At 54.9% G+C, this 25,084-nt stretch carries 22 protein-coding genes and 5 pseudogenes; 10 read left to right on the forward strand and 17 right to left on the reverse strand.

All coding sequences use genetic code 11. The features are described from left to right. Positions 1-349: 349 nt before the first annotated feature. Both C464_RS15925 and C464_RS15930 read right to left on the reverse strand, forming a co-directional pair. Positions 350-1,687 (reverse strand): erythromycin esterase family protein, encoded by a 1,338-nt coding sequence (locus tag C464_RS15925; RefSeq protein ID WP_239640249.1) that lies wholly within the window; start codon positions 1,685-1,687, stop codon positions 350-352. 715 nt (positions 1,688-2,402) lie between these two features. Beyond that, positions 2,403-4,217, reverse strand: coding sequence for a transposase (locus tag C464_RS15930; RefSeq protein ID WP_006114800.1), 1,815 nt, complete (start codon positions 4,215-4,217; stop codon positions 2,403-2,405). 391 nt (positions 4,218-4,608) lie between these two features. Here C464_RS15930 and C464_RS17780 point away from each other — a divergent pair, with 391 nt between their 5' ends. The 3 genes and pseudogenes from C464_RS17780 to C464_RS19720 all read left to right on the forward strand — a co-directional run bounded on the left by C464_RS17780 (position 4,609) and on the right by C464_RS19720 (position 6,297). Then, positions 4,609-5,217: a class I SAM-dependent methyltransferase gene (locus C464_RS17780; RefSeq protein ID WP_006114801.1), complete on the forward strand. Its 609-nt coding sequence runs from the start codon at positions 4,609-4,611 to the stop codon at positions 5,215-5,217. Positions 5,218-5,573: 356 nt separating this feature from the next. Next, a pseudogene (locus C464_RS17785) lies at positions 5,574-5,846 on the forward strand (transposase); the annotation flags it as partial. An 82-nt stretch (positions 5,847-5,928) separates the two neighbouring features. Next, positions 5,929-6,297: a hypothetical protein gene (locus tag C464_RS19720; protein WP_239640250.1), complete on the forward strand. Its 369-nt coding sequence runs from the start codon at positions 5,929-5,931 to the stop codon at positions 6,295-6,297. A 486-nt stretch (positions 6,298-6,783) separates the two neighbouring features. On the opposite strand, the pseudogene C464_RS20005 reads toward C464_RS19720, so the two are convergent. Further along, positions 6,784-7,239 (reverse strand): annotated as a pseudogene (locus tag C464_RS20005) (hypothetical protein). Between the two features lie 80 nt (positions 7,240-7,319). Continuing rightward, positions 7,320-8,069 (reverse strand): helix-turn-helix domain-containing protein, encoded by a 750-nt coding sequence (locus C464_RS17790; RefSeq protein ID WP_006114803.1) that lies wholly within the window; start codon positions 8,067-8,069, stop codon positions 7,320-7,322. A 126-nt stretch (positions 8,070-8,195) separates the two neighbouring features. Here C464_RS17790 and dps point away from each other — a divergent pair, with 126 nt between their 5' ends. Genes dps through C464_RS17800 form a run of 3 tightly spaced genes read left to right on the forward strand, consistent with a single transcriptional unit; the run spans position 8,196 to position 9,649 of the window. After that, positions 8,196-8,855: a DNA protection during starvation protein gene (dps, locus tag C464_RS15950; RefSeq protein ID WP_049911300.1), complete on the forward strand. Its 660-nt coding sequence runs from the start codon at positions 8,196-8,198 to the stop codon at positions 8,853-8,855. Between the two features lie 34 nt (positions 8,856-8,889). After that, a complete protein-coding gene (locus tag C464_RS17795; RefSeq protein ID WP_006114805.1) occupies positions 8,890-9,273 on the forward strand; it encodes a 2Fe-2S iron-sulfur cluster-binding protein in 384 nt (127 codons plus the stop codon). Between the two features lies 1 nt (position 9,274). Next, positions 9,275-9,649 (forward strand): RidA family protein, encoded by a 375-nt coding sequence (locus C464_RS17800; protein ID WP_006114806.1) that lies wholly within the window; start codon positions 9,275-9,277, stop codon positions 9,647-9,649. A gap of 245 nt (positions 9,650-9,894) precedes the next feature. On the opposite strand, the gene C464_RS15955 is transcribed toward C464_RS17800, so the two are convergent. Beyond that, positions 9,895-10,695 carry a sulfite exporter TauE/SafE family protein gene (locus tag C464_RS15955; RefSeq protein WP_006114807.1) on the reverse strand — a complete coding sequence of 267 codons (801 nt, stop codon included), beginning with the start codon at positions 10,693-10,695 and terminating at the stop codon, positions 9,895-9,897. A gap of 709 nt (positions 10,696-11,404) precedes the next feature. On the opposite strand from C464_RS15955, the gene C464_RS17805 reads away from it, so the two are divergent. Then, positions 11,405-13,105, forward strand: a complete 1,701-nt coding sequence (locus tag C464_RS17805; RefSeq protein ID WP_006114809.1) for an L-lactate permease — start codon at positions 11,405-11,407, stop codon at positions 13,103-13,105. Between the two features lie 613 nt (positions 13,106-13,718). Here the strand turns inward: C464_RS17805 and katG are convergent. Further along, complete coding sequence (gene katG / locus C464_RS15960) at positions 13,719-15,884, reverse strand: catalase/peroxidase HPI (protein WP_049911302.1); 2,166 nt, start codon at positions 15,882-15,884, stop codon at positions 13,719-13,721. A 124-nt stretch (positions 15,885-16,008) separates the two neighbouring features. Between katG and C464_RS18215 the strand changes: the two are divergent. Next, positions 16,009-16,119: pseudogene (locus C464_RS18215) on the forward strand (IS5/IS1182 family transposase); the annotation flags it as partial. A gap of 100 nt (positions 16,120-16,219) precedes the next feature. Here the strand turns inward: C464_RS18215 and C464_RS17815 are convergent. From C464_RS17815 to C464_RS17820, 3 genes and pseudogenes are all read right to left on the reverse strand, one after another. After that, positions 16,220-16,321 (reverse strand): annotated as a pseudogene (locus tag C464_RS17815) (30S ribosomal protein S14); the annotation flags it as partial. A 264-nt stretch (positions 16,322-16,585) separates the two neighbouring features. After that, a complete protein-coding gene (locus C464_RS15965) occupies positions 16,586-17,071 on the reverse strand; it encodes a DoxX family membrane protein (protein WP_049911304.1) in 486 nt (161 codons plus the stop codon). A gap of 722 nt (positions 17,072-17,793) precedes the next feature. Then, positions 17,794-18,429: an IS6 family transposase gene (locus C464_RS17820; protein ID WP_080510481.1), complete on the reverse strand. Its 636-nt coding sequence runs from the start codon at positions 18,427-18,429 to the stop codon at positions 17,794-17,796. A 756-nt stretch (positions 18,430-19,185) separates the two neighbouring features. On the opposite strand from C464_RS17820, the pseudogene C464_RS19455 reads away from it, so the two are divergent. After that, positions 19,186-19,529: pseudogene (locus tag C464_RS19455) on the forward strand (hypothetical protein); the annotation flags it as partial. Between the two features lie 76 nt (positions 19,530-19,605). Here the strand turns inward: C464_RS19455 and C464_RS15970 are convergent. From C464_RS15970 to C464_RS20010, 5 genes are read right to left on the reverse strand one after another with little or no spacing between them, the layout of a single operon-like run. Next, positions 19,606-19,890 (reverse strand): FeoC-like transcriptional regulator, encoded by a 285-nt coding sequence (locus tag C464_RS15970; RefSeq protein ID WP_006114816.1) that lies wholly within the window; start codon positions 19,888-19,890, stop codon positions 19,606-19,608. Next, positions 19,887-20,345, reverse strand: coding sequence for a hypothetical protein (locus C464_RS15975; RefSeq protein WP_006114817.1), 459 nt, complete (start codon positions 20,343-20,345; stop codon positions 19,887-19,889). The genes C464_RS15970 and C464_RS15975 overlap by 4 nt, the downstream gene beginning before the upstream one ends. Further along, positions 20,346-21,581: a nucleoside recognition domain-containing protein gene (locus C464_RS15980; protein WP_049911305.1), complete on the reverse strand. Its 1,236-nt coding sequence runs from the start codon at positions 21,579-21,581 to the stop codon at positions 20,346-20,348. A gap of 1 nt (position 21,582) precedes the next feature. Beyond that, the gene (locus C464_RS15985) at positions 21,583-22,122 is read right to left on the reverse strand and encodes a FeoB small GTPase domain-containing protein (protein ID WP_049911307.1); all 540 of its coding nucleotides are present in this window, start codon (positions 22,120-22,122) and stop codon (positions 21,583-21,585) included. Then, positions 22,122-22,406, reverse strand: a complete 285-nt coding sequence (locus C464_RS20010) for a FeoA family protein (RefSeq protein WP_152420975.1) — start codon at positions 22,404-22,406, stop codon at positions 22,122-22,124. Before C464_RS20010 ends, C464_RS15985 begins: the two co-directional genes overlap by 1 nt. Before the next feature lie 121 nt (positions 22,407-22,527). Between C464_RS20010 and C464_RS17830 the strand changes: the two genes are divergently transcribed. Next, complete coding sequence (locus tag C464_RS17830; protein ID WP_006114819.1) at positions 22,528-23,163, forward strand: IS6 family transposase; 636 nt, start codon at positions 22,528-22,530, stop codon at positions 23,161-23,163. Positions 23,164-23,603: 440 nt separating this feature from the next. On the opposite strand, the gene C464_RS15995 is transcribed toward C464_RS17830, so the two are convergent. The 3 genes from C464_RS15995 to C464_RS16005 are packed head-to-tail and all read right to left on the reverse strand — an operon-like array spanning position 23,604 to position 25,011. After that, positions 23,604-24,257, reverse strand: a complete 654-nt coding sequence (locus C464_RS15995; protein WP_006114820.1) for a bacteriorhodopsin — start codon at positions 24,255-24,257, stop codon at positions 23,604-23,606. A gap of 6 nt (positions 24,258-24,263) precedes the next feature. After that, positions 24,264-24,707: a metal-dependent transcriptional regulator gene (locus C464_RS16000; protein ID WP_080510483.1), complete on the reverse strand. Its 444-nt coding sequence runs from the start codon at positions 24,705-24,707 to the stop codon at positions 24,264-24,266. Further along, a complete protein-coding gene (locus C464_RS16005) occupies positions 24,700-25,011 on the reverse strand; it encodes a Fic family protein (protein WP_006114822.1) in 312 nt (103 codons plus the stop codon). Before C464_RS16005 ends, C464_RS16000 begins: the two co-directional genes overlap by 8 nt. Positions 25,012-25,084: the final 73 nt, after the last annotated feature.

Raw genomic sequence — 25,084 nt, forward strand, 5'->3', positions numbered from 1 at the left:
GAGAGCCGGTCATATACGGAGAGAATTCCGTGATGAGAATAAATCCACACGATCTGGACAACCGGACTTTGTACTTGGAGGCTGCTGTATCGAATTATCGGCTTAGGACTGAATCAGCCCAGTACAACACTTGTACACTCTATTCAGCGGTACCTCGGTGAACTCCCGATTGTCTGCCAGTACCGGTGTGGCCGATACAGAGGATACAGTTAGCACAGGAACTGCGTTATTGACTCCATCTGAATCCTGAATCAGTCGGTAGAATGCGCTTACGTATCCGTTAGGAGGTTTCTCTATACCAATCGAGTGCTTTCAGCGGAATGATGCCGGGGATGCGACCTGTCGCTCCTCATTCTAGGTGGTCGAGCGGGGACGTCTCCCGGACAAAAAAGAACCAGTCAAACTCGCTAAGATCGGACTGAAGGTACTGTACGGGGTTATCGCCGTCGGGATGGCCACCCCAGATTTCGTGTCGCCGTGGCTGGGTCCGGAGCCACTCCTGGATCGAAGAATCGTTGTGGAGATTGTCGACCCGCAGATAGAAGGGCGACTCGTCGACCTGCCGGAGCACGTCTGGAATGGACTCCGACGGAGGATCGGGGATCGGGTATTCGAGGATTTCCTCTGTTTCGCCGTCAAGAGCGGCTACCTCACCGCTACCGAGTCCGAAGCCGATTGGACAGTATCCCTCCCCGTGTGAGCGGGCGAGCCACTCTCCCATCGACTGAACGTCTACGTCCCATTCCTCGAGGATGTGTCTCCCCCGATTGAGATGACCGTTGGCCGCCCACAGCACGATTGGGCCAGTCGAACGACCACGAATCCACTCGACGTTCTCGGCCATTGTCTCGTCTCTGAGTGCCATCCGTCCTTCGTGGCTACGCTCGTGGGCCTCAAGTTGCCGGTCGATGAGGTGGAGTCGGTATCGGATGTTTTCGTACGCCCGACGCGAATCTGCCTCGACCCACGCCGACTCGTTTGCGTCAAGCATCGGCCGGAGCGTCGAGTGTACCCGCCGTGCGCTTTCGAGCAGCGTCTGTCTCTCGTCGCCGGAACTATAGCCGGCCATTATGGTGTCGAGGTCTTCGCGAAGCGACGCATCGATGTCGGCGTCCACTCGTTCGAGATACGACGCAAGCCCCGCGGCTGCCTGCTCGATAATCGTCATGTCGAACCCGTAGACGTGGACACGGTCCTCGGGTGGGCGTGAGGCATTGAACGACTGTAGCCACTCGAAGAGATTGACCATCGGCTCGGTCTTCCAGGGACGGTAGATGTCACTCTCGGCGAGAAGCGGTCGGATGTCGCCCTCGCCGGCGTCGACGAGTTCGGCGACCCGACACAGTGGATCGAACCCGGCCTCGATGCCGACCGCGCGAACTCCGAACTCCTCTACGAGGAGACGGGTGAGCCGGAATCGCAGTTCGAAGAATTCCTGTGTCCCGTGTGAGGCTTCGCCCAGTCCGATAATTGTCGCGTCGTCAAGCTGGGAGCGAAACCTATCAGAAAAGTCCATAGCCGTCAGTTTTCCCGCGGTCGGGAACGGGACAGCGAGTTCCGAGAGTGACGACACGGGGTCGTCTTTCGACCCAGACATGGCATCGACTATGTTTAGTACACTGATAAAAATCTGATGGAAGAAAGACAACAAACAGCCGACCGCGCTCATCCGGCGTGAATCGAACAATACCTCTGTCTGACCCCCTCCTCTGAGTGTTAAACCTACTTTCTGATGAGGTTTCAACAGATAGCAATTCAGGGCAGTAGATCCATCCTCTGTACTGACCGATCCGCAATCCTGTTTCTCACCGGGCAGACCACTGACCGATACGCGCCCTGTATTCAGCACGAGGCTATGGATATCACCGGAAATTGGCAGGAATCTTTCCAGTCAATAGGCACTCTTCAGCGGCCGGCTGTTTCAGACGAAGAAGTATCCGAAGAATAGGATTTCAGCAGAGCAAATAACATCTTTCCACCCAACGGTGAATGCCGAAACAACACTGATAAACCGCAAAACTACCAAATATCAATATTATATATGATAGTGATAATATTGTCAAATACAGTCGGATTCCAAACTTCGTCGCTATCGCTGTCTTCACACGGTCAACTAGTTGACCACGACGGCGATTGATTCGCACATGTCCTAAGTAGATAACCAGCCAATAGGTATGAAAATAAGGCACGCATCAAACACAACCTCCGAGACTGTGGATGTTGCGAAGATGGGTCTATGATGTACAGGTTTCGAGGCTAAGCCATCTGAAAGAAGTGGCCGAGCGGGTCTGGAAATGCGTTTCTGAGAGACCTATCGCGTAGCGTTCATAAATGCGATAGAAAATCGCCGGTTAGGCCAGCGCCGCCGCTCACAATCGAGCAAGCTCAGAGGAGACGAGAAATTAGTCGGGTGGATCGAGACCGTAGTTTTTCTTGGCAAATGTCAGGAACGAGTTCGAAGAGACCGCCGGCTGGTTGCCGACCTCACCGTGGAGTTCCAACTGTACGAGGATATCCACGAGTCGCCAGCAGTTGTACAACACACAGGCGAACGCGAAGTTGAAGTACCGGAACTGGTGGTCGGGGGACTGTGTCTCCGCGAGGAACGTCTTCAGCTTCTTAAACCCGTTTTCGATGCCCCACCGGCGCTTGTATCGGACCATCAGCCGCCCAATCTGATGTTTCATCTCCCGGTCGTCCGAAGGATTGACATCTACCCACGGAAGGTTCGTCTCAAACGGCACCGTCAGTGCTTCAACCCGCGCTGGCTCCACGATCTCCTCTTCCTCGTGGACCTCATCGAGGATATTTCCCAGCGGTGAGTTGCCGTCGCGGTCCTCTGAGAGCGGCGTTGTCTCACCGATGTCTTCGAACTCCTCAATAAGTTCCTGTCGAACCGTCAAGTCATTCCCATCGTCATCTTCGTCTTCACGTTCCCACTCACACTTCGGGAGGTAGACTGACTTTCGTGCAGGCCCGTCGTCCAGACGCTTTTGCTTGACCACGTCGAAGTCCCTATTCTCGCTGGCGATCTTGGCAATCTGGTGTTCGTGGTCGCTACTGGAGCGCACAACAGCCGGATTCAGGTAGTGAACGTTGTGCTTCTCGCAGGCGTCTTTCACGCCATCGTCGGCGAACTCGCGGTCCATCATCACGAGCTCCAGATCGGGGACAATATCTGTCGCACCATCAAGCAGATCGTCTACGAGATCTGCTCGCTTCCGGCCGCGTTCGACTGGGACGGCATCGAGTATGAGCGGGACATCGTGACCGACGAGTTTGATGACTGCCCACTGGAAGAACGGGCCGTCGTCACCTTTGTACCCAAGAATCCACGGTTCCTGACTCTGTCCACTCCGATCTCGGGTGATCTCGCCATCCCACGGGTTGCCTTTTGTGAGGTCGATGGCTGCCATCTGCTTGCGGCCCATCTTGTCCTTCGATTTCGCCTGCTTAACGAGTGTCTGGTTAGTCTCTCGGAGCATTGTCCGGATACGTTCGACGCCGAGATCTTTCGTCTGAAGTCTGTGGGAGTCGCCAGACGGTGTCTTTGTCCGGGTGGAGTCAGCGGCAAAGGACTGTGCGCCGTCGTTCGGATGCATATCAGTCCGCATCCCGAGGTATGACTGCTGTTCCCAGAATGCACCTTCGGGAATACTCGCGTTCTCGCTGCGATCAAGGTGGAAGCAGTCCTCGACAATGGGCTTCGCACCCTTCCAAACCTCGCGGGCCTTCTCACGAGCGAGCGTATCCTTGCTTTTTGAACGTGTGACTGTATCCGTCGGCTGGTTGGGAAGAAACGTTGGTTCGGGCGCAGGAATATCGTGATAGCGAGCGATATCCACGACGACCTCAGCGGCATCCCGAACGGCATCGCGGACACTTTTGAGACGGCCGTTCCATGCCCGCCAAAGTGTTGACTGATCAGGGATACCATCGAAGCCGAGCTGCGTGCTGAGAAGCGGCTTCTGTTTGAGATATTTCCAGAGAGTCGTTTCACTCTTCCAGCCCTTCACGCAGCGGAGCACGTGCGCTCGGAAGACAGCCTCCCAAGGTTTCGGGTCGCCCTGTTCGTGGTCAAGAGTGTCGTAAAATCGGAGGTAGCAGGCTGGGACTTCGGTGACAAGATCCTCTAGCGTGGCTGAGCGATTGTGTCGGACTTGTTGCTCGCGCGGGAAGGTTGACAGAACGCCGTCAACCATTTCACGGAACGTCATATCGAAGGATTGTGCTTCGACAAGCGCGCCAGAATTCGTGGCGAAAAGCCCGTCTACCTCGTAATCTTTCGGTGTAGATTCATAGCCCGCACTGTCAAGATTCCTCCGTGGACCGAGGCGCTCCCACCGTGACCCCATTGGGGCTTCCCCTGCGCACGCTATCACTGCTCAATAATTTACACGTCTTCACATATAAAAGCGCAGTTACAGTAGAAAACGGTCCTGTTGAAATCCTCAGGAACTGATACATTCTGACTTGGGTGTGGTCAGTACAGGTGAACGAGTAAGCACAGGAGATCATGACTTATCCGCTAACTGGTAACTGATACGTACAAATATATAGGGAGAGTTCAGCAGATTCATAATAAGTGACTGGATAATATGGAGGGCCATGGCCGATCAGTCCGAAACGGAAGACGAAGCGGATTGGTGGAATGAGGTGTATGAGAGTGAAACAGTTCCACCGTGGGACATTGCTCATCCACAACCAGCACTCGTGGATGCCATCGAGAGCTATGGGTTGTCCGATCCGGTCCTCGACGTTGGATGTGGCACCGGGACACACGCACTTTGGGCTACGGAACGAGGACACACGGCTCTCGGAATCGATTTCTCCGAGGTGGGCATCGAAGTGGCACAAAAGAAGGCCAGAAAGCGTAGTTTGAACGCCGACTTTCGTGTTGCAGATGCGCTGAATCTCCCAAGCAATCTTGGACCGTTCAAAGCGGTGTTGGATAGCGGGCTTTTACACGCCTTCGAGGCAGACGAACGGAAAACCTACGCTCGTGAACTCGCCGCAGTCGTCTCGTCGGGTGGACACCTCTTTCTCGTCGGCTTCGCTGAGGGCGCCACCGAGAATGCGGGGCCGAATCCGCTCACTCACGAAGATATTCACTCTACATTTGGGTCCGAGTGGACGGTCCACGAGATACAGGAGAGAGTGTTCGAAACAAGAGTACGTTCTGAACCGGGACTCCTCGCCGTCGTTGAACGGATTTGAGTGATCAGTGTCAGCGTCCAACCATTTGAGCAGCACTATCTTGTCAGTCGTGACCGACTTGCGCCCTGTATCTTACACGGTGCTCTAAACATTATCTGAAACTGGTGGGATTTGGAGCCGTCAACTCGCAGTTTTCAGCGAACATCTGTTTCACGCTAGAATATATATGAAAAATATGGATTCAGGAGAATAGTAGGTTTGTTTACTGGTGAGCAGGGGCACACAAGAGAACTCAGTTTGGTGAGTGGTCGACGTCGAACCTGTACATTATTCCCTATCTTCGCAACACGTCAGGCTCGTGGAATTGCCCAGTTTCGGAGAATAGGCCAGTTTCAGGTCGAATTAGCATCAATTACAACCCGAAGAACATCGAGTACAGGGTCGGAAACCGAATCGAAGAACACAGTGAAGACGTTCAGCTGAAACAATCTATATTGGACGAGATGTACAACAACCGGACAGGAGTTGAGCGAACCAACGACGCAGTCAAGGGCTGCGGCCTCAGGCACATCCGCGCCCGAGGCCGCGTCCACGCACGAATAGACGTGTCCATTACGCTCTGTCTCCGGCTCGTTGTTGCCATCACCAACTACGAGCGAGGAAAAGATCCGGGCTGTAAGAAGCTATGAGATGGATTCTATGACAGGCTCTATTCAAATAGTCTTGTATTAATGGCACAAGATTAATACACGTCGAGCTACACTAATATATGTGTCCACACCGACTCAACAGGCGCCGACGGGAACTTCTGGGATGAACTCGCTGTCAACAGTTGAGCAAGTCGTACTCATCCTGTTAGGAATCACAGCCGCAACACACCTATATGCTGGTGTTGTAGAGGGAGCACCGCCGGTACTTCTTGCTGGTATTGGCTTCATCGGGGGAATGCTTCTGTACATACGGGGTGTCCGTCGCCATGGTCTCGCTATCGCCGCGATCCCGTATACAGCCGTCCAGATCCCACTGTGGTACGTTGCCAAGGCGGGGAACTTCACCCTCGTTGGATATGTCGATAAAATCGTTCAGATTGTGCTTGTTGTGGCTCTCGTCGCTCTTGTCTTCCGGCAACGCAACGCGTGAGTTACCAAAGCAGTTGATGAGACACTCAAGATGGCGTTAGATTAGAGAATGAGGCGGACGATTGTAAGTGCCTATGCCAGAGTTCGACCGCCTCAGTGAACGTATCATGCGTATTGACTTGTTGTTTGTGGAATAATGAGGCAATCTTCTTCCAGCAGACGCCGGTCGCCGGTGAGGTGCTCTGAGATAGGCTCGTTGAGACCGAGGGTGTAGTGGTGATTAATGACCTACCCACCTAGCGGGTCTGTATCTAACTCACCGTCACAACGGCCCACGTCCGAACAGAGGGTAAAAAAAGCCGTCGACACCAATGCGGTAGTATTTCCCACCCAGACACATTGAGCGGAATTATTCACGTCGGACACCGCTGACGCGGTGTCATTGTCCTCTTCGACTCCACAGCGGCAGCTCAGCGTATCAAAAACCTCCTACAGAAGAGCGCAAATCAAAATTCGTCCTCAGCACGAACTCTCTTGATTGTCCGAGTCACGCGGACATAGAGTCGTTTCTGACGGTACCTCCCAGAACGAGCGCGCCAGCGATGATCACGAGATTCTTTACGACATACTGCCCCTCGACCGTTAATCGTACGAAAACGTGGTATAGACAACTTCTGAGAGCAGTGCCATTGAGAGGAACGTCCCCGAGAGCTGGAGTGCCAACAGTAGCAACCCAACACGAGTAAGCGGCGGGTAGAGCAGACAGATTCCAATGATCACCTCCCACAATCCGAGTACCGGAACAAAAAACTCAGGCTGAAGAATGAATGTACACCGTTGAAGCAACAAGATCGCCGGCCGGTAAGATACTAATTATTTTCAGTTTTTCGAACCAGATAAATACCGCTCCGACAGCAGCTCGTAAGGCTGGAACGCTCCAACGGTCCATTTTTGATACCAGTGTCGCACCAAGTGCGTCCAACCGTTCTTGATACGCGCTTATTTTAAGACACGGAACGAATTTGCTAATCTCGCTGACCAGTGTTCAGCAATCGTGATGGCTACCACTCGTAGCCACATCCCTCACAGTGTTCGCTCGACAAATTCCGACACGATACGATCCTCTGCGGTTCGTAGTCGATATTGAACTGTAGAACGGGGTTCATCAAGTATCGACGCAAGGTCGGAGACAGAAACTTGTCTCGGTCGTTCGTAGTAACCGTGCTTGACTGCCGCCTTCAGCACTTCCCAGTGTTCTGGCGAGAAGTCCGTTGCGAGGCGCTCGGTCGCCTTCCAGTCGCTGCCAGCAGTGATATGCGACACCGAAAGCGACACGCCTTCCCGAAGCTGTGCTTCCATTGTATCGTAAATGTCTCCAATAGGAGAATCACCAGGGAAGAGAATGCGCCACCGGTACTCATCGCCGACCCGACGGGATTCGAATATGGTTCCTGTCTGAATATGACCAAGTACGATATGCGGAAGTGAATGACAACTGTTAATCTCACGGCGAAGTGTATAGATAGTCCGACTATTCTCTTGACGATCTAGGACGCAATATGACCGGTCCGTATCACAATCTACGACATCGAAACACTCGTTACAGCGGGTTTCGCTAAGAAACACCTCATCGAACGCGTCTAGCGCTTCGCTTGTCCCCTTCGCGTAATCGAGCCGCCACATATAGTCGTCGTTCACAAATATCGCCGACGACCATAATGAGAGGCTCTGGTATTGTCGGAACATATCCATCAGCTCATCGGCTCCTGACTCGAACTGGAGGACAAATTCAAACTCACGTGTCTCCTGTGAGGGTTCAGGCTTTCCACTCATTCATCTATTGCTAAAAAGCAGATCTACAAAAGAATTGTTCTTGTTGCCATTAAATTTATCTAACAGATAATCTCATCTATTGCTAAAACAATTCTGATTACTGTTACCGGGGTATGTAGGGATGCGATGGCAAACGAAAAAGAACACGGCAGCGGTTCCGTAGAACCTGGCGACACGAGCAAACGAGTCGGAGCCGAGGTGATCCGTGAACGCGGTGTCGATCCTGAGGAACTCCGAGAGAAACTGATTGACGCTATCGGTGCGGAGTTCACGACGTACTACTACTATACGAATCTCCGGATGCATCTCGCTGGCGAGGAGGACTACAAAGAGATTACCGAAGACGCTCGGCTCGAAGACCGGGCACACTTCGAACTTGTCGTCCCGCGAGTCTACGAGCTGGAGGGATCGCTCCCGAATGACATTCGTGATTTCGCGGATCGCGCGTCCTGTCCTGACGCTGAAGTGCCAACGCCAATGGATGGCAGCGGTGAGTTTGACACATCCGAGCTAGAAGTCGAAGACATTCTGGAAGTACTGCTTGAAGCGGAACGGTGTGCGATCCGCACTTGGAGCGAAATCTGTGACATGACTCGTGGGGCCGACCCGCGAACCTACGACATGGCCCAGCGGATTCTCAACGAAGAGATGGACCACGAAGCTTGGTTCATTGAGCTGCTGAGCAAGGAGCGGGACGGCGAGATCAATCCGGCTGGGCACTTCGCACGGGGGGAGCCAGGCGACGCACCATACACGAAAAACAACCCGTTCAACGACTCCGCCTGAGCGAGTAACAACGGCCTTCGCTCTCCCCTCATTTATGACACAGTCGTCGGACGATACGTGGACCGTCACGATTGTCGTTCCCGAAGAGTCGGCGCTGGACGAAGCGGGTGAAACACACAAAGTTGAGATCAGTGAGGACGAGACGATCCTTGCGGCCGCGCGTTCGGCGGGTGTGTGGCTCACAGCTGACTGTCAACAAGGTTGGTGTATCACCTGTGCTGCTCGTTTGGTTGACGGCGACGTTGTCCATCCAAACGCGCGTCGGTACGACACTGAAGACCGAGAGGCAGGCTACATACTCACCTGTACTGCGAAGCCGCGGGCGGACTCAACAGTTGTTGTTGAGCAGTACGATGAGTTCCTCGAATATAGAGCAGCTAATAACAAACCTCCAGGAAGCTCGAAGCTAAGCGACTAACATGTCCGAAAACATAACCAGAAAAGAACGAGATAGTTCGTTGACAAGTCCGTACAGTGTTCGCAATCGCAGTTTACAATTGGTATGTTTCGATGGCCAAGTACCTAGCAAAGAGACAGTAGCAGATCAGGATGTCCGAACACAGACTGTTAAAGCTCTTGAACGTGTTCACACTGTCGCTGCTGAAGCTGGCGTCAGTCGTCAGGATCTAATGCGAACTACAGTATATCTGACTGACATGAACCAATTAGAGGCAGTTACGCAGGCTTATGACGAATTCTTTGAGGGTCAACGGCCGTCACGGACCTTCGTTGGCGTCGAGCAGTTGCCGAACGATGCTACAGTTCAAATTGAGGCTACTGGTGTGTGTAAGTGAGGTCCTATTACAACTAAAGCCGTAGGTCACTCAGTAATAGCGTTTAAATAATCAAGGGTCATTGAGCGGACGTGCCCACAGGGGCGCAAACCGACATCGACCGGCTCGTTGACGACCTCAAACGAGTGGCCACCACGTGACAGGTCGTGGAGTTCCGGGACGCCAGCTACCGTCGTGTTTCCCCTCGTAGTTGTTGCTTGGAGCCGTCACCTGTATCGAGCCAGCGAAAAGGATCCATTGCTGGGTCAGTGCCCCATCGCGCCCCCGAGGGGCTGGTAATGCGGGAACATCGGGTGTGGAAGGTGGACACCGAGCGCCATCAGCCCGTGCGCGAATAGCACATACCCCAGTACGACGAACACCACGCCGAGCAGCCGATGGACGCGTCGTCGGTGGGCGACATCGATCGACTGGATAATCGTTCCATAGAGGAAGACAGCTGGAATCGTCCCAATGCCAAGGGCACCGAGTGCGATTCCTCCAGTGGTGGGGGACCCGCTGGCGAAGGCGAACAGATACGCGGGATACAGCATTGGGCAGGGGAGAAGCGCGTGGACGGCGCCGAGGCCAACGATACTCGGGCTGTTCACGTGTCGGTGAACTCTCGTCGCAAGCCACGACGTGACGCGCTGTACGCCGGGTATTCGAATATCACCTCCACTCCCCCGGATAACATACCGAACGCCCGTCGCCACGATGAATCCCCCTACCGCGAGACCGACGGCACCCCGCAGGAGATCAGCGATCGGTGTCAGCTGGTCAGCGGTTACGAACACGACGCTGCCGAGCGCCCCGAAGAGGGCCCCGAAAATTGCGTACGTCGTCGCTCGGCCAACGTTGAACAGGAAGTGCTGGCGAACCTCGTAGGTTGTGAGATGACCGGCACGCCCGTCGTTGGCTGTTACCGTCCCGCCGTCAGGCTGCGGCGTCATCTGCTTCGAGTACATCGTCACAAGTGGACCGCACATCCCGATACAGTGGGCGCCGCCCAGTACGCCGATGAGAACGAAGAGCGCGATGTCAATCCGGAGGAGCGGCTCGATCATAGTCGCTTTCGGTTGTGTATGGGCTTGTGTTGTCTGGTGTGTCTCTCGAACAACCCCAGACAGATACCGCGGGTGTGTTACATTCGCCTATGGACTGCTTTGCTGAATAGTGGTGTCTTCGTAGAAGGCCGCACTTTGATCCACTTGTGAGTTGCTGACGAGGGAGGTCACAGAATCAGCGTGATCTCACTTCCGCTCAGAGAACGCTATTCAACACGGCACTGTGGACGGCAACTTAATTCCGATTGACACCCGAATTCGAAATAGTCGACATAGTGTCAAAATTTGTGTATTATATAATTGAACCGGACACCAAGTTCCACTGCCGGACAGGACTTTACACCCCCGAATTAGGAATTCTAACTCGATTCTATCGCTATCATCACGAAGTCGATCAAGCTTAAAATGAATTATTCGACCTTTTGATCGCCCCACGTTTCAATCGTGTGAGGGCTACACGAACACTCATCGCGGCTATTCACCTTAGTGGGATGTTTATGAACGAAAATTGTATTTCCTGTTCGTTCTAGTAATTTACAAACAAATATTACAAAAATATACTTCAGGTTCTAGCTGTATATGTAAACATGAGTGATCTCTTAATACTCCAAACGACAATTAAGGTAACCAGTAGTGGGTTCATTTTTCGGCTCGGTCTCCCCACCAGTTATCGATTATTTAGTTGGTTGACACAGGGTGGTGGTCAACGATGAGCGAAGTGCTCCTAGCTGCTGCCGCAGCACTGCCTCTCGTGGCTGCTACAGTGTTACTCGTCGGTGCTCTCTGGCCGGCGACGAAGGCCATGCCAGTCGCATGGGGCACCGCCGTACTCGTGGCTGCGACTGTCTGGCAGCTCCCAGTTCGGTGGATCGCTGCGGCAACTACATGGGGAGTGATACTTGCTGTCGAAATTCTCTGGATCGTCTTCGGTGCGCTCGTACTATTGTATACACTCAGACAGGCAGGAGCAATTTCCCGAATCGCTGGGGGGTTCGCCTCACTCAGTAGTGATCACCGTGTCCAAACTATCCTCATCGGGTTTTTCCTCACAACGTTTCTCACTGGTGTTGCCGGCTTTGGTACTCCTGCGGCAATCGTTGCCCCGCTATTGGTCAGCCTCGGATTTCCAGCACTCGGAGCCGTTGTCGTGGCGCTTATTGGGCACGCGATGGCGACGACATTCGGGGCAGTCGGTGTCCCAATCAACCCAGGCGTGATGGAAGCGGTCGGCTCTCTTGCCAGCGTTTCTACTGGTAAGGCTGTAGCATTTATGAGTGAAGTGAGCGGACTTGCGGCCGCCTACCACCTTCTCCCTGGGCTATTTATGCCAGTTATTACCGTATCAATGCTCGTCTACTTTTTCGGCGATGTAACGCACCGGTCTCTTGCGGCGGTACGTCCTATCGTTCCACTCGCGTTGTTCGCTGGGGTTGTGTTCGTCATCCCATTCACCCTTACCGCTGTGTTCATCGGTCCAGAAATGCCATCAATCATCGCGCCCATCGTTGGTGGGGGACTCACCGTCACGGTACTCAATCGTGGATGGTTGGTTCCAGACGAACAGTGGCGGCTGCCAGATAATCAGACATGGCCAAAGGCTTGGACTGGAACAGTAACTGAAGCGGACTCCCCTCGGTCCGTGGGCCAGCACAGCAGTTTAACAGATGGCGGACAGTCAATGTCACTTGCTCGAGCTTGGACGCCATACCTTCTCGTTGTTATCCTTCTCATAGCAACTCGTGATTTCACACCCATAGGAAGCCTGTTGACGGAAGTCGATCTGCTCGCACCAGCCTGGACAGGAATTTTTGGCACAACTATCACGAATAGTATCGAATGGGCATACGCACCGGGTACGTGGCTTGTCGCTGTCGCTCTCATCTCAATTCCATTATACGGGCTCTCACGGACTGATATCAAAAACGCATGGAAAGAAGCGGGTGAGACAGCAGCAACGCCTGCTGTAGCACTCACATTCATCATTGGTACCGTTGGGATCCTCCTTCATTCAGGACAGTATGTAGGCGCCCCGGGCGGACAGAGCATGATGCTCGCTCTCGCCGACGGGGTCGGCGGGACACTTGATGGAGTGTATACGATTGTTGCTGCCCCTCTCGGTGTCTTTGGGACGTTTGTAACCGGTTCTGTGATGGTCTCAAACGTCACGTTCAGTCCCATACAGTATGAGCTAGCCAGAGAGCTAGGCTTCTCTCCAGCACATATCGTCGCAGCGCAAGCCGCAGCAGGCGGGGTCGGGAACGCGATATCAATTCATAATGTGATCGCTGCGCTGGCGACTGTTGGTCTCGTCGGGAAAGAAGGAGTCGTAATCCGAATGAATCTCGTCCCTGTAGCGGCCTATACGCTCGCCGTCAGTATACTACTGTCCGTTATAATGCTGGCTGTCTAAGCGCAACTCTGCGACGCTTGAAATCTTCTCCAAAATAAAATGCGAGGCTTTCTCCTCGATTCTCCGTAATTCGCTCCATGAGCGTTCTAGAGGTCTATATTGGTGTCTGGAAGGTAGCGGACTCGCGTGAGGAGCAGCAGACAGCGGCTGCCGTGCTTGCGCCGTATCCAGTGGTAGCGATGGCTTCCAGCGTTTCCCGACGGGCTGGGAGTTACGGAAAATCGAGGAGAAAGCCTCGCGCTTTAGCGCGGGATGAATCTACTGAATCGTTTGTATGTCGTTTCGAGTGACTTAGGATAATCTCCTCGACAACGTGGTGGAAGTTCTAGCAGACAATACACTTCTCACTCCGATCTCTCAGAAGCCGCGCCATTGGCGTGGTGAGACGGGTATTGTCGGATCGTGGTGGAGCAACCGACCCCTCTCGGACGTGACCTACTCCTCGACGTAAACAGCGAGGCTTCCCACGGCATCACATCGCTGGATAGTAGCACACGTGGGCGGCGATACTCACCGGGTCGTTCGGACGCGAACGTGTCCGGGGCAGTCGTTCGATCAAGAACGTTGAGGTGACCCCTCTTCGAACTCCTCCTTGTTCACGCGAAGGCAGGTGTCAATTCAGGTCGAAGCGGTCGTTCGTCATCACCTTTTGCCAAGTATCGACAAAGTCATTTATGAACTTCTCCTCTTCAGCAGCATAAGCTTCTGCGAGGGTACGAAGCCGTGAGTTCGACCCGAAAATGAGATCCACGCGTGTCCCCGTCCATTCGACTTCACCCGTTTCACGATGTCTGAGTTCGTACACCTGTTTGTCACCTTCGCTGTCAGCTGCCTCCCATTCATAATCCATCGAAAGTACCGTTTCAAAGAACTCGTTAGTCAACGTTCCTACGTCGTCGGTAAAGACGCCAAGCTCCGAATTCTGGTGATTGGCTCCCAGCGTACGCATGCCGCCAACTAGGACCGTCGTCTCGGCCGGTGTCAGGTCCAAGAGATCTGCCTTGTCGACCAGCAGTTCTTCAGGTGAGCGGTTTAGCCCATCTCCATCGGTGAAGTAGTTGCGAAAGCCATCGGCGTCCGGTTTCAGCGCTTGGAACGACTCGACATCTGTCTGCTCAGCAAGCGCATCAGTCCGACCCGGTTCGAACGGCACTTCAATCTCGTGTCCGGCCTCGGCTGCCGCCTCTTCGATGGCTGCGGTTCCGCCGAGTACAATGAGATCGGCAAGTGAGATACGGACTCCGTCCGATTGAGAGTCATTAAACGCCGTTTGAATACCTTCGAGCGTGTCAAGTACTGTTTCCAGTTCTCCCGGTTCGTTAACATCCCAGCTTCGCTGTGGCTCGAGGCGAATCCTGGCCCCGTTCGCACCGCCGCGCTTGTCACTATCCCGATACGTTGATGCTGAAGCCCAAGCGGTTTTGACAAGCTGAGTGCGAGACAGATCGGAGTCAAGCATTTCTCTTTTGAGCTCGGCCACGTGTTCCTCATTGACCAGTTCGTAATCGGCGTCGGGGATGGGTCCCTGCCAGAGCATCTCTTGATCAGGTACTTCCGGACCAAGGAGCCGCTCCGGTGGCCCCATATCGCGGTGAATCAGCTTGTACCATGCCTTTGCGAAACTGATTCCAAACTCCATCGGGTTCTCTTGGAAGCGTTCGAGAACCTCCCGGTAGTCTGGATCCCGCTTCAGTGCGACATCCGTCGTCAGCATCATCGGGGTTGCACTCTCAATCTCGTCGTGGGCTGGCTCTGCAGAGTCATGAACCCCTTCGTCTTTTGGCCGCCACTGCCAAGCTCCGCCGGGCCCCTTGTGTGGCTCCCACTCGTGATCCAGCAGGAGATCTACATATTCCATATCCCAGTTGGTTGGGGACTGAGTCCACGGCCCCTCGATACCGCTTGTAATCGTGTCGGCGCCCTTGCCCTCACCATACTCGTTTTCCCAGCCGAGGCCCTGCTGTTCGATAGGCGCTGCTTCGGGTTCAGCACCAAGATTTTCGTCAGAGTCAGCGCCATGTACCTTTCCAAACGTATGTCCGCCAGCACAGAGGGCAACAGTTTCCTCATCGTTCATCGCCATCCGATCAAAGGATTGGCGTACGTACTTCGCAGACTCTAATGGGTCTGGTTTGCCGCCAGGACCTTCTGGGTTCACGTAAATCAAGCCCATGTGGTCTGCGGCGAGGTCGCCTTGGAGGTTCCCCTCCTCATCGTGGCGTTTGTCTTCCATCATTTCCTCTTCAGGCCCCCAGTTGACCCCTTTGTCTGGTGCGTATGCGTCTTTACGCCCCCCTCCAAAGCCGAACGTTTGGAATCCCATCGACTCCATGGCGACGTTTCCAGAGAGGACTAACAAGTCAGCCCAAGAGAGTTTCCGACCATATTTTTCCTTGACTGGCCAGAGCAGTCGCCGAGCTTTATCGAGATTTGCGTTGTCTGGCCAGCTTTCGACAGGCGCAAACCGCTGTGTGCCACCTGACGCACCACCGCGACCGTCACCAGTACGATACGTGCCCGCACTGTGCCAAGCCATCCTGATAATGAGCGGTCCGTAATGTCCGTAGTCGGCCGGCCACCACTCCTGAGAATCAGTTAATACATCTTCAATATCTGCTTTTAGTTGCTCGAAATCGAGTGACTCGAATGCTTCAGCGTAATCGAACTCGTCTTCGTACGGCCCAACGTTGCTGGCATTCTGATCAAGTATTTCTACATCGAGTGATTCTGGCCACCAATCTTGTGTCGCACTCCCACTTGCTGAATGTTCTCCAGACATATGGATTATCCAATTACGCGTATGTAGGTGAAATCAATCAACTATTGTTTATCACATGCCAACTCAGGGCCCCACGAACGTTAGCGGCCTACCTCGCTGCTGTATGGCGATTCAACACAACCCCGTGTGTCAAGTCCTGCTGTGTCAGTCAACGCAGCTACACCATCTCTCTGAACACGCCGCGATTGATGCCATGTTCTACGACCGCTCACCAGTGAGCCGCCACTACTGCCAGTGACGAGTTTCGACTTCCCGACGCTCTCCTTGCCAACGACTACGACGGTTTCCTTCTCGCCGTCCTGGTTGATGAGACGTTGTCAGTGAGGTACCGTGCGTCAGTCATATTTTTTGAACCCCATCTTCGGAGCCAGTTCGCGGAACGATTGCCGGCAGAGCCAGATGTCATACTTACCGACGAGACCCTGCTCACGTCCGGTCATCGGGCGACGTATCGGCTGTCGTCTCTCGGATTGTCCGGTTGCTCGGTTTTCTTATCTTTGTGGGGAGCATCTCGAGTCTAGCGGTCACACATGTCGGGTTCGAATCAGGACAAGTCCTCGAGGAACAGACTCCTTTTATCATACTCATCGAGATAAGTTTGGTCGTCGATCGAGGCTCCTCTCAGAGCGAATGATGACATCTCAGACTCATCGGCTCCGGCTCAAAATTCGTCTTTCAGCGCGAGCACTTAACTGTCTGATTCACACCGACGCAGGTTCATCTCTCACAGTACTTCCCAGAACGAGTGCGCCGGCAATGATTACGAGGTTCTTTACGATATACTGACCCTCGACTGTCAACCCGTACGGGAACGTAGTATAGACGACTTCAGGGAGCAGTACCATCGGAAGGAACGTCCCCGGAAGCTGGAGTGCCAGCAATAGCAATCCGACGCGTGTAAGCGGGGGATAGAGCAGACAGATACCGATAATCACTTCCCACACGCCAAGTACCGGGACGAAAAACTCAGGTGGAAGAATGTACACCGTTGAGGCGACGAGGTCGCCGGCCGGCGAGACGCCGAGTACTTTGAGTGCGCCGAACCAGATGAACACCGCTCCGACAGCGGCTCGCAACGCTGGGACGCTCCAACGGTCCATTTTTGATGCCAGTGTCGCATCGAGTGCGTCCAACCGCTCTTGATACACGGTTATCGTGTCTTTCGATTCGTTTTCTGAGGTTGCCATCGCGTCCGTAATAGTTATTATTTTGCCGGATAAAAGGCTTCTAGCTCCTGATCGACCGTGTCAGTTTCTTTGATCTGAACCTGTGTGCTTCTCACGTTCTCCACTGTGAGGAGGATTTTTACTCCATTAAGTTATTTATATTGATGTTTTGGGATTAGGGATACGGAGACTGAATCCAACAGTGGTAGTGCTCATCCTAACAACCAGTCATAGCGCAGACACTTGTGAAGAACATTCATACTAGTGGATATTGTTCGGAATTAGTATTTGATAGCTCTGTTGAAATCCTATTCTTCAGACACATTATTGTCTGAAACACCCGGGCGCTGAAGTGTGCGGACGCACCGCTACAGCTCCTGCCAGATTTTGTCGATTTCCAGAGAGGCGTGCTGAATACAGGGCGCGAGTCGGTTACTGCGGATAAAACGACTTGTGTGGTTATCTGAGCCCGATTTCCCTGTGACGCTTGTAAAGATAGGCCACACCGGCGGGAATCGTGATTAGTTGTACGGCAGAAAACACAAACGAACCCAAGTGTAGTATAGCAACGCCGCCCCACAGCACTCGGTTTGGTATCCAGTCGCTGTCTTTCTGACGGAGTGTTCTGGCATCGAGATAGATACAGAGCGAGTACAGTGGGGCTAGAAGGCCTCCGATTAGAACGGTCGCTACCACCGAGAGCAAGGAGAATAAGAATATCAAGCCAGTTTCTGGGGTAGTGTTCAGATAAGCTGATTCCATGCGAACGCGAACGATCTGAGCCACTTATCAGCAGTTTCTGCTTTGGCGTTGCTAAAACAGTTTGAGAAACTGGTAGTTCTGCGTTTTACTTCACGAAATACACGTTCGATGCTGTTCCGATTTCCATGTCGTTCGTATCTAAAATCGAGGTCGTGTTTGTCACAGGCTCGGTGAAGTGGAACCGCGCCATCAACGAGAAAGATTGCGTCATCCACGTCGTGTTTTTCGCGGAGTTCCGCGAAAAACTGATCTGCGATCACGTTTGTTCTTGTTGGCTCAAGCTTTGTATGTAGCAGATCGTTCGAGTCGGGATCGACAGCGGCGTACAGCCAATATTGTTCATCGTCAAGTTGAATCACTGTTTCATCGACCGCAACGTGATTCGGGCACCGGCCAGATTCCGGCTGTAAGTCGGCCTTGTGTACCCAGTTATGAACGGTGGATCGAGCCCGATCAACACCGAATACCTCAAGAAATGAAACAGTATTCGAAAGCGACAATCCTGCGAGATGAAGCTGAATACTGAGCTTCATCAACAGTTTCGGTGTTGCTTCTCGCTCCACAAACCCTAAGTTTATTTCGTCTAAACAGCCGCTGAGGCGGTCGTTTTCGGGCACAGATCACTTTGAAAACGCACCGCCTCACCTTTCAATCCTTATCTGAACACCGCCGTTTCTGGACCGGAGGGCACGAGGCTTGGTGGAGAACCGGCCTGTGGTTCGCTCACTAACTGAAGAATACCGTACGAGGCTTGTACTACGACAAAAACCGCAATGAAGAACGCGACGCCATACCACCATCGTGAATTGGAGGGCTTATTGGAGGACCTGCCGGGGGACTCTTCGGACATTGGCTATGTTAGAGAGTGTGATTGTGGCGGGTCATGTAAACTGTGGAATGAGATCTCCGACTCAATACTAACGCTGACTACATCCTCTATATCTCGCACGCCTATCGGAACACTCCTCTGAGTTAGTAGAATCCTCGGCGGTCAATACGCAGAATCTTTCCAACTACTAATTCAGATATGTTTTAACTGTAAACAACAGCTTGTGAATCGTTCTATGACATCCTTGACTATGGTAAAATTCATCTTGGTTATGGGTTGAGGCGGATTTCGAAGACAAACGGATGGGTAGACGGATACGGACCCCTTCTTTGGCTCCGTGAGCACCGACCGGTAACTGATCGGTACATATCTGGTTCCACACGTTCGGGTAACACGTATAAAATATGTTTGTAGAACGCTTTCTGGCGTTTATGATGCCGTCTGAAGAATAAAATATTCGCATCTCTTAGTCCATATATAAATCCGAGACAGAGCGGACACTGGCCATGCCGTTGAAGTACGAATCCGGGACAAACCACACTGATTGCCGCGTGATCGCTATCGAAATTTCACCGAACTGAGGCCGACCGGCGAGGCGTCCTCCATTCCGGATATGAGGCTAGACGATAGGGGTGAAGGTGCCTTCTGACGCCAACGCGTCGCGACAAGCGCTGCTGGTAGCTCTGTTGCGCCGGCCGTGAGTACCGGTCCTGTGGGGCGTCAGTCCCAGACGGCCAGCCAAAATGCCGGTTCTGTCTCTCTAACCATCTCGGAGGTGACGCCACTAGCATGAACGAGGCAGCGTCGACGACGTTCCTCGGCATCATCCACCTAGTCGTCGAGTCGACCACGTTCCACAGCGCCGTCGCAAAGGGCGGCGCCGCAGCGTTCGTTACCACCCTTGATCTGTGCGTTACCCGCTTTTACAGTGGCGTATACTCGTATGGCGCGGCAAGTCGACCACTTAGGACTTGACAGCGACGCAGTCGTGCTCCGCAAGCAGTTCCCGACCACGCTGGGTCAGCAGATAGCTCATTGGATTCCCGTCGGTATCCATTCCACAGGCATCGGACATCGGACAGCCGCTACAGGCCGCCGATTCACAGTCGATCGCGCGGAGGTACCCCTCACGGACCATCGAGTCAAGCATTCCACGGATGGCATCTTCCCGCGTGTCCAACTGGGTGGCGATCGTCGAGACGGGTACGTTTCGTGCGACCATCGCGAGGACACAACGGTAGGTACTCACGACGCAACCACCTCACGAAGTCGGTCGATGACAGCGATTCCGTCAACGTGACGGATAGCGGGGAGCGTGAGCAGAACGGCGATGAGTGCTGGCGCGTACGGTGGCGCTAATGCGCCGAAAATTGCCCCTGGTGGAGCAATCCACGTCTCAGCGCCGCCCGGGATCGCTTCCAGTACCGCAGTGAAAAGCTGAGTGCCGGCCGTGATCCAGAGCATACCACTGGCGAGAACAACGATCGCCCGCTCGCGTATACTGGGGACGTCGGCGAGGACAGCATGGGTGTACAGTCCGCCGGCGGTGGCGAGGATGATGCCACGCCAGAGGACGTAGGTGCCACCGATCGAGACTGGTCCGACTGCCCGACTGACGCCAAGGATCCCGACGGCGAGTTCGATTCCGCCAACGACGAGCAGGCTGGCTCCGAAAAACGCCCAGTAGAGACGCGTAATCCGCATTTATGCCACCCCCATAACGATCCCAAGTAGATGGAACAGTCCGCCCCAGATGAACAGCGCTGCGATCAGCGTGGCGAGACTTCCGAGGAGGACGCGCGTGAGTCCGCCGCTGTTGCGGCCCTCCTTGATCAGCATAACGAAAGTGGCTACACAGGGAAAGTAGAGACTGATCATGATTACAGACATTACTGTCTCGTAGGGGGTGAGTGCGATGGCGCTCAGCTGGGCGACGGCGAGGTCCTTCCGCATGAAGCCGGCGACAAGGGCGGGAACCGTGTCTGCCGGTACGCCGAGCCAGCCGGTTAGCACAGGCTGGACTGCCATCCCAATTACACTCATGAGGTCAGTCACATAGAGTACGTTCATCACTCCGACGCCCACGAGGACGAACGGCAAACCAGTCGTGAGAAAGCCGCGGGTGCGCATCGCGAGTTTCTGGCCGAGTGGTCGCGGCCGCGGCCAGCGAAGCGGTGGGATGTCGACAATGAACTCCGGTATCGAGCCACTGACAACCCGGTTGAGGACGGCACCGAACACAAAGAAGCCAGCAATCAGATACAGGAGGATGAATCCCGTATACTGGGGGATCAACGAGAGCATCACCCCCAACTGGGCGCCACAGGGAATAAACACCGACAGCAAGGTCATCATTATAAACCGCTGTTTTTCCCCCTCTAGTGACCGGGTCGCCTCGACGCCCGGCACGTTACATCCAAAGGAGAGAACCATCGGCACGACCGCGAAGCCGTGTAGGCCGATCCGGTGGAAGAACGTATCGAGCAACACGGCCAGCCGTGGGATATACCCTGAATCCTCAAGGACGGATAGGATAAAATATAACGCAAGCAGCGCCGGAACAACAACGCCCACGGCGATGAAGAGACCACTCGTGAGCATCCCGAACGCCTCGAAGCTATTGGTTGCCGCCGGGTCACCGACTAAGACGAAGTACACCCAAGTGCCCTCAAGCGGGAACGTTTCCTGAAGCCAGGGTAGCCAGTACCGATCGAACAGGGGCACGAAGTACCCATCGGTGAAGAAGCCGGCGACGGCGCCGAAGAAGCCCCACATCCCGTAGAGCACGGCGATTGCGAAGGGAAAGCCGGTCCACGGTGAGACCATTAACTGACCGATTTCGTCGGCGACCGAGGCCTCAGCGGTTTCGTACTCAACGGTCTGATCTGCGATTTCGTCAACGAGATTCCACCGCGCCGCAGGATCAAGCTGTGAGTCCATATCAGGAGCCGTTTCGAATGCGTGTCTGTACCTGTTCAATTGACGGGGCGTGCGCCTCATCTATCCGACGCTGGAGGGTTTTAATTCCCCGTCCCTCCGTAGCAACGGCCGGAACAACCGGTACGCCAAGCAACCATTCAAGCCGATCGACATCGATGTCGATCCCCTTGCGACGGGCCTGATCCCACATATTGAGCGCCACGAGGAGTTCGTGTCCGCGTTCGATTAGCTCGAGCATGAGGTTGAGCCCCCGCTCAAAGCGTGTGGCATCAATCACGCCGACAACGAGCACATCGGCAGCGTCTTCGAGGAGTTCGACCGTTACCTCTTCTGCGCGGTCTCGCGGATCAAGCGAGAAGGTGCCTGGCGTGTCGATAATGGGAACCGTATCACCGTCGATGACGAGGTCACCTTCGGCGTAGTCGACGGTTGTCCCGGAATAGTTCGACTCGGTCGCACTCGCGCCGGCGAGCCGGTTGAACAGCACGCTTTTGCCGACGTTTGGATGTCCGACGAGGAGTATCTGCGAGGGATCGGACATCACTCAACCGAGAGTTCGATCCCTTGAGCGCACTGTCGACTGATCGACGTCACCGACTGATCAACCGCAACAACCAGTGGACCATGGAACGGGTGTTTGGACCGCACCTCAAGCTCGCGTCCGGGTCGGATGCCCATCGCGAGGGCGCGATCAGATACGTCTTCGTCGACCCGCTCAATCGTTCCGGTCTGCCCGCTTTCGAGGGCCGCCACGTGGGTGCTACCGACGGACGACCCGTTATTCGTCTGTTCAGGTATGACCGAGGCGATGCGTCCAGAGAGCATTATTGTACTCACTCTCTCTGAATCAGTATTTTTTGGCCCGCCTAAAAAGTACTGCGGTCGTGACGCCGGCGGTGTTCAGATAAGAATTGAAAGGTGAGGCGGTGCGTTTTCAAAGTGATCTATGCCCGAAAACGACCGCCTCAGCGTCTGTTTAGATGAGATCAACTTAGAGTTTGTGGAGCGAGAAGCAACACCGAAACTGTTGATGAAGCTCAGTATTCAGCTCCAGCTCGCTGGCTTATCGCTTTCGAATACTGTTTCGTTTCTTGAGGTATTCGGTATTGATCGGGTTCGGTCTACCGTTCATAACTGGGTTCACAAGGCCGATTTACAGCCGGAATCTGGTCGGTGCCCGAATCACATTGCGGTCGATGAAACAGTGATTCAACTTGACGGTGAACAATATTGGCTGTACGCCGCTGTCGATCCCAATTCAAACGATCTGCTACATACAACGCTTGAGACAACAAGAACGAACGTGATCGCAGATCAGTTTTTCGCGGAACTCCGCGAAAAACACGACGTAGATGACGCGATCGTTCTCGTTGATGGCGCGGTTCCACTTCACCGAGCCTGTGAAAAACATGGCCTCGATTTCAGATACGAACGACATGGAAATCGGAACAACGTCGAACGTGTTTTCCGTGAGGTAAAACGTAGAACTACCTGTTTCTCAAACTGTTTCAGCAACGCCGAAGCAGAAACTGCTGACGAGTGGTTGAGGTCGTTCGCTTTCGCATGGAATCAGCTTATCTGAACACTACCGTGACGCCACCACTGCGACGAACCCAACCGCGGGTACCATTACGGCACTAGCAAAAGGGCTTTTTTCCAGCGATCGAACGGACGCGTGTTCCGAAGAGAAAGCGCAGACGGATGTGTGCGGGTGGCCAGCACCGCCGTCAGGGACGCTCGCGCGATACCGATGGACGGTTCACCGAGACCGTTGTACTCGAGGAGGTTCAAGACGTCTTCACGGCGATTGCGGGGCCGGTTGTCACCACCACGGATGTGGCCGACGTGCTCGGTATTTTGACCGAAGCTGCCCGTCTGGAACTCAACGATCTCGTCGCGAGGGGGTCCTCCAGCGGCGAATGGCCGGACGGACGGTCATTTACCCTAACTGCCGCGTTGCTACGGTGGTTGTACAATACCGCGATACCGGGTGTCTATACAGTGCCGCTGTCTGCCGGGCGGTCAGTCACCCCAGACGGGGACAATAATGTCGACGGGCCGGGCCCGGCAGAGGAAGATCAAGAACCCGCCTTTCACCACTGCGTCGAGTAACAGGAACCCGAGGTTCGTTACGCCGAACCCAAACAAGCCAAGCCCCTCGCTGCCGAGCAGCCACACAACTGGATAGCCCGGGCCGACAGCTAGAAACAACCGCCGTAGGTCTGCGTACAGCGCCGAGCGCAAGCTGCCGGCGCCCTGGCGATCGATGAGCAGGGCAAACAGTCCGACCAACGACAGCGTCGCGAGCGCGAACAGTGCGTAGCGCGCCGGCTCCGATGTCAGCGCGGCGCCGATGCCGGCGCCGACCATCAGCAGATCCAGGCCGACTGCGAGACGGACCGTGTTGGGCTCCTCGGTAAGCAAGAACAACCCGGCGACGTACGCCGGCGTCCCGACGAGCCACTCCGCGTAGTGGAGCCATGCGACCGAGCCTGTGGCGAGGTCAACCCGTCCGTAGCCGAGGCCAATACCGGCGTAGCTGACCGCCGACGCCCCGAAGATGACGGCGACGATCCGCCGGTAGCGCCGGGTCTCGTCGCTAGTGGGCCGTACGGCCACGGCGCCAGCGGTAACAAGCGCGAACCCAGCGGCCGCGAAGAGACTGACGGACCGCACCGTCGGTCACCGGCTGACCAGCCGCTCGCAGTCGAGCGCGTTGGTCGCCTCACAGGGGCGGTCACAGGGCCGGGAGAGCTGGTCGTCTAGACGGGAGAGCCCTCCGGAGGGAACTATCCGGCCGATCCGGTAGGCCTGTTCGGTGTCCAAGGAGATATCCACCGTCTCGAAAAACTGCTGGACGAGACACCGCCGCCACAACAGGTCCCGTGCGATGCGCTCGCCGCGGGGGGCCAACTCTACCCCGACGTAGGGCTCGTAGGTCACCAGCCCCGCCTCGTCGAGTGTTTTAATCGTCTCGGTGACCGTCGGCCCGCTCACGCCGAGGGAGCCGGCCAAAACACCGGTGCCGACCGGGGAGTCGTCGGCGAGCGTCAATACCAGCAGCGCGCAGAGATGACGCCCCTCCGCCGGGCTCACGGGAAGGCTTGCGGGAGGCGCGTCACTCATCGTGTCCACCCCCGTGCCGCTCCCTCGTCGGTCGGCCACCGGTGTCGCCGGCCACCCAGTACACGACCGTCCGGCCGGTCTCACGCCGGCGGAGTTCCCCCCGCTCGACCAGCCCGTTGAGCTTCGTCCGCGCTGCTTCCGTCGATACCCCGAGTACGTCTGCGACGTCTGTGGTCGTCACGACCGGGCCGTCAACGGCGCTAAACACGTCTTGGACCGCCTCGGGCGGGACTGTCTCCGCGAACCGGCCGTTGTCGCGACGACGCCGGCGCCGCTGGCGGCGGTGTGGCGTCTTGTCGCTCATCTCGTTAATACTACCCGCTCGTGTGATATAAACGGTTTGCTAGTAGCAAACCCGCCGGTCGGGTGCGCCCGTC

It is taken from the genome of Halorubrum coriense DSM 10284 (assembly GCF_000337035.1).
GTDB classification, from domain to species: Archaea; Halobacteriota; Halobacteria; order Halobacteriales; family Haloferacaceae; genus Halorubrum; species Halorubrum coriense.